This is a genomic window from Lederbergia sp. B243.17 (assembly GCF_057657925.1).
Genome location: NZ_JBWBKF010000060.1, coordinates 19,351 through 29,053, shown reverse-complemented (window position 1 = coordinate 29,053; position 9,703 = coordinate 19,351). Strand labels below are relative to the sequence as shown.

The window sequence follows — 9,703 nt, the reverse complement described above, 5'->3', positions numbered from 1 at the left end:
TGGACAGACTCCTTCATCGGGTCGAAGTAATCCACCTGAATGAGGACAGTTATCGAATCAAACACAGAAGCACCATATTCAGAGAAGAACATGTTCAATCCTAGTTAGCAAAAAGTGTTCAAAACTACTTGACGGTAACAGGGGGATGGAATATAAAGGAATAACCTTGGCTGCAAGCCTATGTATATATCGCTGCAAATCTTTGCACTTTTCGCTTGCAAAAAACATACAGAGGAATGTTGATTAACCGCAACCCTCTTAATTGCAATCATAAAAAGCTATTCCTTATTAAGGTGATAGTATCAGTATTAAAATCCCCATTAATAGCGGTTTAAAATTCCCCAGTTATCACGGATAATCAATTTCAGAATGAGATAGATTGGAAGTGTAGGAATGACGTTATTGATGGAGGATTTTTTCATGATTAAAGAATTGAAGCAAAAAGGATGGACGATCAGTGCCATCTCGGAGGAAACAGGGTTTGACCGGAAGACGATTCGAAATTATCTAAGTCAGGACAAGGCACCTGCGCCGCAAAAGAGGAAGCAGCGAAAAAGCAAGCTGGATCCTTACAAACCTTATCTGCTGCAGAGCATCAAGGAGGGAACAACAAATTGTGTGGTACTGTTTGAGGAGATCGAAGCACAGGGCTATATAGGCAACAGTTCGTGAAGCCCTATCGATCGGCACCGAAGAAACAGGCGACCGTTCGATATGAAACACCACCGGGCAGGCAGGCGCAAGTGGACTGGGCAGAAGATATCGGAGAATTCTATGTGGACGGCCGCAAACGACCGCTATACGCTTTTCTGATCATCCTGAGTTACTCGAGGAAGCGATACATCGAGTTTACAACGGATATGACCCAAGAGACAGTAATGAAGTGCCATATGAATGCCTTCGCCTATTTTAAGGGGATTCCCCAGTAGCTCTTGTATGATAATATGCGCACCGTCGTCACCAAACATAGTGCAAAGCAGATCCGGTTCAACAAGCGTTTCGAGGATTTCCTCGCCTATTACGGAGTGGTGCCGAAAGCCTGCAAGCCCTACCGAGCGCAGACAAAAGGAAAGATTGAGAAAGCCGTGGCATACTTAAAATCGAATTTTCTTCAGCGCCGACTGCCTGAAACGCTCGATGAGCTGAATCAGACCGTGTTGGAGTGGCTGGATGAAACGGTACATCAAAAAGCAAACCAAACGACCCAGCAGGCGCCCCGTGACCGTTTCGCTGAAGAACACTCTCTTTTACTGCCCTGGAATGCAAAACCGCTTTACCAGGTGAAACAGCGGGAACTCCGAAAAAAGGATATAAGGTATTGCTTTAGACGGCTGACGAGCTCAGCGAGAAATGTCAGAGAGCGTCCCAGAGAGACACGCTTCTCTCCTTAATCAAACGGCTGTACAAACCGTATCTGATTATCCTGGACAAAGTGGGCTACTTCGATTTTGATGTCTTTGCCAACGAGTCCTTTCAGATTGTTTCCAATCGTTATTAGAAAGGCTCAATGATTATTACAGCGACTAAGTCTTACATCGAGTGGGGCAAAACGTTTGGCGATGATTGCATGGAAGAGAAGAGAAAGGCGGGAATCTTCCTGTTGCCAGCTGGGCCAGGAATAAACACTTTAAATTAGTTAAACTTTCTAGCTTAATGCTGACATACCAGCTACTTCCTCAATAAAAAGCGTAAACCTCTGCACTATCATCACTTTGTATGAGAATATTCATCTGATTTTGCCCTTTCTACGATACCAAGAACAGCTTTTTTCATTTGCTCAAGTTTTTGTTGTGCTGCCTCCATATTAGTATCGACAACCCCTATATAAAATTTACACTTAGGTTCTGTGCCGGATGGGCGAACTGCGATCCATGTACCATCCTCTAAAAAGAATTTTAGGACATTCTCTTTCGGTAATGAGAGTTCCACAGTCCTACCATTACTAAATTGAGCCTTACCTATTAGATAGTCTTCCACGTGAGTAACAGCTTGGGCAGCAATCTCTTTAGGCATATCAGCACGTAAATGCTGTAGAACCTTCATCATTTCTAGTTTCCCATTTTTACCATTGAAGACTAAAGAGACAAGTGTTTCTTGAAAATAGCCAAATTCTTCATAAAGATGCTCTAGTTTATCAAGTAATGTGTAACCTTTCCCTGCATAATATGCTGCCATTTCAGCCACTTTCAATGCTATTTGCACAGCATCTTTATCCCGGGAGAACGTTCCAATTAAATAACCATAGCTTTCTTCATAACCAAATAAATATGTATGCTCTCCAGTCTTTTCATACTCTGCAATTTTTTCTGCGATATATTTAAAGCCCGTTAACGTATTATCTACAGCGACTCCATATTTCTCGGCAATTTTAACTCCAATTTCAGAGGTAACGATAGTCTTGACTATTTTACCATTACTCGGTAAAAGCTCACTTTTTTCCTTTGTTAAAAGCAGGTAATCCAGCAATAGTGCTGCAATCTGGTTTCCCGTTAATAACTGGTATCCTAAACCATCCCGAACACCAACCCCTAGGCGATCTGCATCAGGATCCGTTGCCAATAAAATCTCAGCATTAATACTTTTGCCTAACCTAATTGCAAATGAAAATGCAGCAGCTTCCTCTGGGTTTGGATAGGGCACTGTCGGAAAAGCACCGTCCTGTACAGCTTGCTCTTCTACAATCGTCACATTTGTGAAGCCGAACACACGGAGACCTTCTCGTATAGGTATCAAACCTGAACCATGTAATGATGTATAGACTATCTTCATATCCATTTTTTTATGATTTGTATCCTTTAAGGTTACCAACTTGTCCATATATGCGGAATCTAACTCCCCAGCAAGCCATTGTAAAAGCCCCTGTTCTTTAAGCAGTTCTACTTCTGCCAATTTAATAGAAAAAATATCTTCTATATCATCTATGTTTTTTAATATTGCACTTATCCCTGTGGAAAGAAGCTGAGCTCCGTCCTCACCATATACTTTAAATCCGTTATACTCTTTTGGGTTATGACTTGCTGTAATGACCACCCCAGCAAATGCATTAAGTTTTCGTACAGTAAAGGATAACTGGGGTGTTGGACGCGCCTCTTTATAGATATATATACGAATACCATGTGCTCCTAAAACACTAGCAGTTTCAGAGGCAAACTCATACGAAAAATGGCGAGTATCAAAGGCAATTACGACACCTCGTTCTTTCGCTTCTATTCCCTGTTGTGAAACATAGCGAGCTAACCCCTCTGCTACACGTCGAATCGTATAAATATTTATACGGTTTGTACCTGCCCCCAATAAACCACGCATACCAGCTGTACCAAAATTTATATACTGATAAAACCGTTCTTCTATTTCAAGTTTATTTGAAAGTATCGCGGTTAACTCTTCTCTTAATTCAGCATTTGATGCTTTCTGTACCCACTCGGAGTAGGTCGCCTTTGCATTCACTTAAACATCACCCTTTCAAAGAATAAGAAAAGCTTCCGGAGGAGTTTGCCAATTGCACTTAAGGAACAACTAGCTAACCTCACAGAGTTCCCAACATAGAAAAATCAGCTGGAGCTTTACTAAAAAGCAAGGTATATTTTGTCCTGTAAGATATCATCAAACAATATAGAAATCAATCAGTTGCTTTGTAGTAAGCCCGCATTCAAGAAACGCATATTCGCCTGCAGTACTTCCTCAAATTGGTAAAATAGATAAACTTACCAATTTGAGAAGGTTCTTTTTCATTCCCAAACAGAAGGGAACCATCGTCCCCATTACCATCCATTCTGTAAGGGAGAGTTCTTCCCCGTCTCTCCCCCTATTCCCCGCCTACCTTCCTTTGCCAAAGCAAAACGGCAACCACTGAGGTGTACTTTTTTAGATATGAGAGAAGCCACATCGTTGAGACGGTCATGAGGGAGTTGAGGTATCTGTGAGACGCGATTACACTACTGTCGAAACCATCTTCATTGTCTGTGGAAAAACGGATATGTGGAAAGGGATTGATGGTCTGTGACGAATACTCAGCCTATGATCAATTGGAAGGTGTCAAATTCGCAAACTGTTGGGCGGTTGTGCGACGATATTGGCTGAAGGCGGACAACAGGAATGGGAGGCTTGACGTGGACTATAGACAGACTCTACGGATGGAGAGGAAGTTCGCCCAAACTGTCTGCGCAGATAAAAGCGTCAAAACTACTCATAACCCATTGTGGAAGAGTTTCTACAGTGGGTCAGAACGTGCGGATGGACTTCGGGCATTCCTGCATGACGGCCGGATTACGTTTAATAATAATCCCTGCCGAAAACGCCATTCGGCCGATTGCGACTGGTTGGAAATGTCCGGAAAAACCGGTCTTTTCCGTCAAAGAATCAGGAGCGGAAGCCAATTCTGTCTGTTTGAGCTTGGCCGAAACATCCAAAAGCAACGGCATTGATTTCTATGCCTACGTCCAGAAGCCTCTTACGGAATCTTCCCAACCTTGGTTTCCACCAAAATTCTGAAATTCTGGATGAGTGCATGCCTTGCGAAATTCATCCGGGCAACGTGCAGTCAACCATAAGTCAGCCGTATAACCGAAGAAAAACTCAAGGGTATGCGGCTCTTTCCAAGGGTATCGAGAGGTACGTCTATTTTTTAATTCGGGCATACGATTGAAGGATGAGTATAAGAGAAATGGGGCGTTCCTCCTATACCTGCTAAGTCAGATATTGAAAGGACGGACATTCCTTTCGATCCTGCCCAGCAGGCCAGAAATCGCAACCCGGTAGCCTTGACTGGCATGGTTTATTTTTACACCAAGAAATAGACTGTTAGAATCCTCCATTAACAAACTACTTTTTACTGTTAATACATACTGAAATCAAATCACGAATCGCACCCCTATAACCAGTATAGTACCTCTTATAATTTCCACGAAAGTATTCGCAAATGATAACCATAATACTTTCTCTTCGACTCATCGAATTCATACTATGTAGTCGTGCCCAAAAAGCAGAACCTTGCTCAATTAAGGTTTTATCATCACTATTAATAACTCTTTCATCGAATTTGGAAATAAAGTATACTAGTGACGCAAATTTATTATTTCGATCCGTTCTAATTTCATCCAACCTTTTGAAATTTTTTATATATAACTTAATCTTCTCGATATATGATTTTCTAGTCGCTCCAATAACATTGAGTTCATGTTGCCTATAAAGTACTAATGGTTCATTGATTGCCTTTACCTCTCCAATTAAAGTTCCTGTAATTCCAAGCCAGTAATCATGTAACCAATGTTCACTAAATGGCATAATCCGATCTACTAAAGATCGTCTAAAAGCCATTGTGGTTCCCGTGATTATATTATTTTTAACTATGATTCTCAGAAAGTCCTTTCGAGATTGTAGATTTGCAATTCCTGGGTATACCGTATCCCATAGTTTTACACCAGTTTTATTTAACTGATTGTCTACTAAGTACGCATCGGTGAACACCACTTTAAGATTTTCGTTTACTTGAAACATATGTATTATGCGCTCAATTTTCTCTTTCAACCAGACATCATCTTGATCAGCTGTAAATATAATGTCTCCCTTACATTGAGCAATTGCTTTTTCAAAGTTTTTTACTACCCCTAGATTGTCCTTATTAACAGTTATTTCCCAATGAAGAGATGCCTTTGAAAGTTTTCTTTTCACTTTTTCTACAGTATCATCTGTAGATTGATCATCGCATATAATTATTTCATCTGGAAGTATTGTTTGGCAAAGGATACTATCGAGTTGTTGTTCAATATGAGCACTTCCGTTATATGTGCATAATGCAACAGATATCTTAAAATCCATTAATTAACCTTCCTCTATAAAAAATCGGATCTGTGCTTGAGCCAGATTAGGTGGCAAAAAATATTTACAACCTGTGCTTACCAAGAGACAGTTTTGCGAGTTTCTTCTCCAGCCGTAGAGCCTATCGCAATAGTCCATGCCAATCCGGTCGTTCCTGCTGTCCGCCTTCAGCCAATATCGGCGCACACCGCCCAACAGTTGACGATTGTGACACCTTCCAATCTGTCATAGGCCAGGTTGTCATAGGCCAGGTATCCGTATGCTGGATAGAAGGAGCTCCCTTCCAGCACCTGCACTCATAGGCATGCTCTATATGCTTCACCTTCATCATTTTGATGGGGATAATAAACCTAGCTTCCTCCCCCACTACTGTCCCGCCAATTTCCAACTCTGATACCTGCACCATCCGCATAGGGTACTCTCCGGATGGTAATGGGGCGTTTCAATCTCCACATTACCTCGTGATTATAGTACAATCATAACGAATATTGCTCTTTAAAATAATTTTGATATTCACCACTGATTATTTGCTCCCACCATTGCTTGTTTTCAAGATACCATTGAACAGTTTGGGCAATTCCAGTTTCAAAAGTATGTGCAGGTTTCCAACCTAATTGCTCTAATTTAGTAGGATCAATTGCATAGCGTTTGTCATGTCCTAAGCGGTCATCAACAAATTCTATCAAAACCTCCGATTTTCCAAGAGTACCAATAATTGTTTTAACAACTTCTAAATTAGTCCTTTCGTTATGACCTCCGACATTATATACTTCTCCATCTATACCCTTGTGCAATATCAAATCAATTGCGGCACAATGATCAATAACATGTAACCAATCACGGATGTTTTTTCCATCTCCATAAACGGGAACCTTCTGATCATTCAACACACGGGAAATTGTTAATGGAATTAATTTCTCTGGAAAATGATATGGCCCATAATTATTAGAACAGCGGGTGATATTTACAGGTAAACCATATGTCTCATGGTAAGCACGAACCAATAAATCGGATGATGCTTTACTGGCACTGTATGGACTATTCGGTTGTAAAGACGTTTCTTCTGTAAAAAAGGTTGATGGATCAAAATCCAATTCTCCATATACTTCATCTGTTGATACATGAATAAATTTCTTAATCCCAAATCTCTTCGCTGCATCTAATAAAACCTGTGTACCTAATACATTTGTACGAACAAATACTCCTGGATCAATAATTGAACGGTCAACATGGCTTTCGGCTGCAAAGTGAACTACATAATCAAACTTTTCTTTTTCAAAAAGGTTGGTAATTACTTCATGCTCCGCAACATCCGCCTTTATGAAAAAATAATTATCCGCTTTTTCTATTTCACGATGTTTAGTTAAATCACCAGCATATGTTAATGCATCAAGATTAAAAATATCGTAATTGGAATATTTATCAATCATATACTGTACAAAGTTACCCCCAATAAATCCTGCACCGCCAGTAACTAGTAGTTTTTTCTTTGTCATTATTATTTCACCTCTTGGTCTAATTCATTAAGGTATCTTCCAACTGCATCCTGCCATGTAGGCAATAAACTAAATCCGTTATCTGTCAACTTTTGCTTTAACATGCGAGAATTTTTGGGTCGTGCTGCTCGGGTTGAATAGTCCTCTGATAAAATTGAATTTACTTTTACTTTCTTGTTAGCTTGTTTAAATATTTCCTTCGCAAATTCAGCCCAGCTGCAGAAGCCTTCGTTCGAAGCATGGTAGATTCCATATTTATCGGTTTCTACCATATTAATTAATAGTTTTGCTAGATCGAAAGTATATGTTGGAGAACCTACTTGATCTCCAACAACATTTAATTCATTTCGTGTTTCTGCTAATCGTAGCATCGTCTTGACAAAATTATTTCCGTTAATACCGAAAACCCATGAAACACGAACAATAAACCAATTATGTAATAGTTGCTTTACTACTTCTTCACCTTCATATTTTGTTTGTCCATAATATCCAATTGGATTAGGTTCATCTGTTTCTGCGACTGCAGAATCTCCTTCTCCATTGAAAACATAGTCTGTACTTATATATATAAACTTTGAATTAATTTTCCTTGCAACTTTTGCTAGGTATTTTGTGCCTTGAACATTCACACTTTTACACGTATCTCTGTCATCCTCAGCATTATCAACAGATGTATATGCAGCACAATGAATAATTGCGTCTGGATTGACACTTTTAATATATAGAGAAACATCTTCTTCATTTGTAATATCTACATCTTTTGATCCAACACCCACCATATTATGTCCTTGTTTTACTCCATAACGAACAACATCAAAACCAAGCTGGCCTGTATAACCGGTGACTAAAATTTTCATCAGATTACTCTCCAAGGCTGAAATTATTTTCAGCATCTTTTAGTAATGGTGCCTTCTCATCCTTTTCTGATAAGATTGGTGTAATATCAAAAGGCCACTCAATACCAATTGTAGGGTCATTCCAAATGATCCCTCGATCACACTCTGGAGCATATAGTTCATCCACTTTATATTGAACTTCAACATCTTCAGTTAAAGTCATGAATCCATGAGCAAATCCTGTTGGAATTAGTAACTGCTTTTTATTTTCAGCAGTCAATTTTATTCCAAACCATTCACCAAAAGTAGAACTACCTTTTCTAATATCTATAGCAACATCAAAAATCGAGCCCTTCGTACAACGTACCAGTTTTGTTTGTGCTTTAGGAGCTAACTGATAATGCAGACCTCTTAATGTACCCTTCACTGCTGAAAATGATTGATTATCCTGAACAAACTTTATGTTTATTCCTGCCTTTAAGAAGTCTGCTTCATTATATGTTTCCATAAACCAACCACGGTGATCTCCAAAGACACCTGGTTCAACAATGACAACACCATCTAACTTTGTTTTAGTAAACTTCACGTTTTCCACTTCTTTCAGTATTTAATATTGAAATTCTCCATTAGCCACTTTTTTTAAATACTGCCCATATCCGGTCTTACCAAGTTTTTCACCACAATCCCATAATTGTTCTTTAGTAATCCAATGGTTAATAAATGCAATTTCCTCAGGCGCTGCAATTTTAATTCCTTGGTGATCTTCTACTGTCTTCACAAAATTTGTAGCTTCCACCAAGCTCTGATGTGTTCCAGTGTCCAACCAAGTAAATCCTCGACCTAATAACTCCACTTCAAGTTCGCCTAATTTTAAATAAGCTTCATTTATTGAAGTGATTTCAAGTTCTCCACGTTCAGATGGATTTACATTTCTTGCAATATCCACAACACGATTATCGTAGAAATACAAACCAGTAATAGCGTAATTTGATTTCGGTTCTTCGGGCTTTTCCTCTACACTTATTACCTTACCATTATTACCAAACTCTACCACCCCAAAACGCTGAGGGTCTTTTACATGATAACCAAATACTGTAGCGCCACTCTCTTTGGTTGCTGCACGTTTAAGTATTTTTCTCAACCCGTTACCGTAATAAATATTATCTCCTAAAATCATAGCAACTGATTCTTCACCAATAAATTCTTCACCAATTAAAAATGCCTGTGCTAATCCATCTGGGCTCGGCTGTATTTTATATTGTAAATTCACTCCAAAATGTGAACCATTACCTAATAATGCTTCAAATCGCGGAGTATCTTCTGGAGTTGAAATAATTAATATATCCCTAATTCCTGCAAGCATTAAAGTTGATAATGGGTAATATATCATTGGTTTATCATAAACCGGTAATAATTGCTTGCTCGTTACCATCGTTAAAGGATACAGACGTGTACCACTACCGCCTGCTAAAATAATACCTTTCATAACTAGCATCTCCTTTTATCTAAGCACTAGATTTTATCAAATACATTAATTTCCCAAATGCTAATGAT

General features: G+C 39.3%; 7 protein-coding genes and 3 pseudogenes. 3 read left to right on the top strand and 7 right to left on the bottom strand.

What is annotated here, in order from left to right:
- Positions 1-104, top strand: a pseudogene (locus AC0TWI_RS11535) (ATP-binding protein); the annotation flags it as partial.
- 301 nt (positions 105-405) lie between these two features.
- Positions 406-1,289, top strand: a pseudogene (istA, locus tag AC0TWI_RS11530) (IS21 family transposase); the annotation flags it as partial.
- Positions 1,290-1,707: 418 nt separating this feature from the next.
- On the opposite strand, the gene AC0TWI_RS11525 reads toward istA, so the two are convergent.
- A complete protein-coding gene (locus AC0TWI_RS11525; RefSeq protein ID WP_488126496.1) occupies positions 1,708-3,447 on the bottom strand; it encodes a phospho-sugar mutase in 1,740 nt (579 codons plus the stop codon).
- A gap of 545 nt (positions 3,448-3,992) precedes the next feature.
- Here AC0TWI_RS11525 and AC0TWI_RS11520 point away from each other — a divergent pair.
- Positions 3,993-4,082: pseudogene (locus AC0TWI_RS11520) on the top strand (hypothetical protein); the annotation flags it as partial.
- A gap of 138 nt (positions 4,083-4,220) precedes the next feature.
- Here AC0TWI_RS11520 and AC0TWI_RS11515 read toward each other — a convergent pair.
- The 6 genes from AC0TWI_RS11515 to rfbA all read right to left on the bottom strand — a co-directional run bounded on the left by AC0TWI_RS11515 (position 4,221) and on the right by rfbA (position 9,635).
- Positions 4,221-4,421 (bottom strand): hypothetical protein, encoded by a 201-nt coding sequence (locus AC0TWI_RS11515; RefSeq protein ID WP_488126497.1) that lies wholly within the window; start codon positions 4,419-4,421, stop codon positions 4,221-4,223.
- A 400-nt stretch (positions 4,422-4,821) separates the two neighbouring features.
- Entirely contained in the window at positions 4,822-5,817 is a 996-nt protein-coding gene (locus AC0TWI_RS11510) for a glycosyltransferase family 2 protein (RefSeq protein WP_488126495.1), read from the bottom strand.
- A 476-nt stretch (positions 5,818-6,293) separates the two neighbouring features.
- A complete protein-coding gene (rfbB, locus tag AC0TWI_RS11505; RefSeq protein WP_488126494.1) occupies positions 6,294-7,313 on the bottom strand; it encodes a dTDP-glucose 4,6-dehydratase in 1,020 nt (339 codons plus the stop codon).
- 2 nt (positions 7,314-7,315) lie between these two features.
- Positions 7,316-8,170 carry a dTDP-4-dehydrorhamnose reductase gene (gene rfbD, locus AC0TWI_RS11500; RefSeq protein WP_488126493.1) on the bottom strand — a complete coding sequence of 285 codons (855 nt, stop codon included), beginning with the start codon at positions 8,168-8,170 and terminating at the stop codon, positions 7,316-7,318.
- A gap of 4 nt (positions 8,171-8,174) precedes the next feature.
- Positions 8,175-8,735: a dTDP-4-dehydrorhamnose 3,5-epimerase gene (rfbC, locus tag AC0TWI_RS11495; RefSeq protein WP_488126492.1), complete on the bottom strand. Its 561-nt coding sequence runs from the start codon at positions 8,733-8,735 to the stop codon at positions 8,175-8,177.
- A gap of 21 nt (positions 8,736-8,756) precedes the next feature.
- A complete protein-coding gene (rfbA, locus tag AC0TWI_RS11490) occupies positions 8,757-9,635 on the bottom strand; it encodes a glucose-1-phosphate thymidylyltransferase RfbA (protein ID WP_488126491.1) in 879 nt (292 codons plus the stop codon).
- Positions 9,636-9,703: the final 68 nt, after the last annotated feature.

Bases quoted from the DNA above. Each gene is read 5' to 3' on its own strand.
- AC0TWI_RS11515 (WP_488126497.1), bottom strand. From the start codon at position 4,421: ATGCCGTTGCTTTTGGATGTTTCGGCCAAGCTCAAACAGACAGAATTG.
- AC0TWI_RS11510 (WP_488126495.1), bottom strand. From the start codon at position 5,817: ATGGATTTTAAGATATCTGTTGCATTATGCACATATAACGGAAGTGCT.
- rfbB (WP_488126494.1), bottom strand. From the start codon at position 7,313: ATGACAAAGAAAAAACTACTAGTTACTGGCGGTGCAGGATTTATTGGG.
- rfbD (WP_488126493.1), bottom strand. From the start codon at position 8,170: ATGAAAATTTTAGTCACCGGTTATACAGGCCAGCTTGGTTTTGATGTT.
- rfbA (WP_488126491.1), bottom strand. From the start codon at position 9,635: ATGAAAGGTATTATTTTAGCAGGCGGTAGTGGTACACGTCTGTATCCT.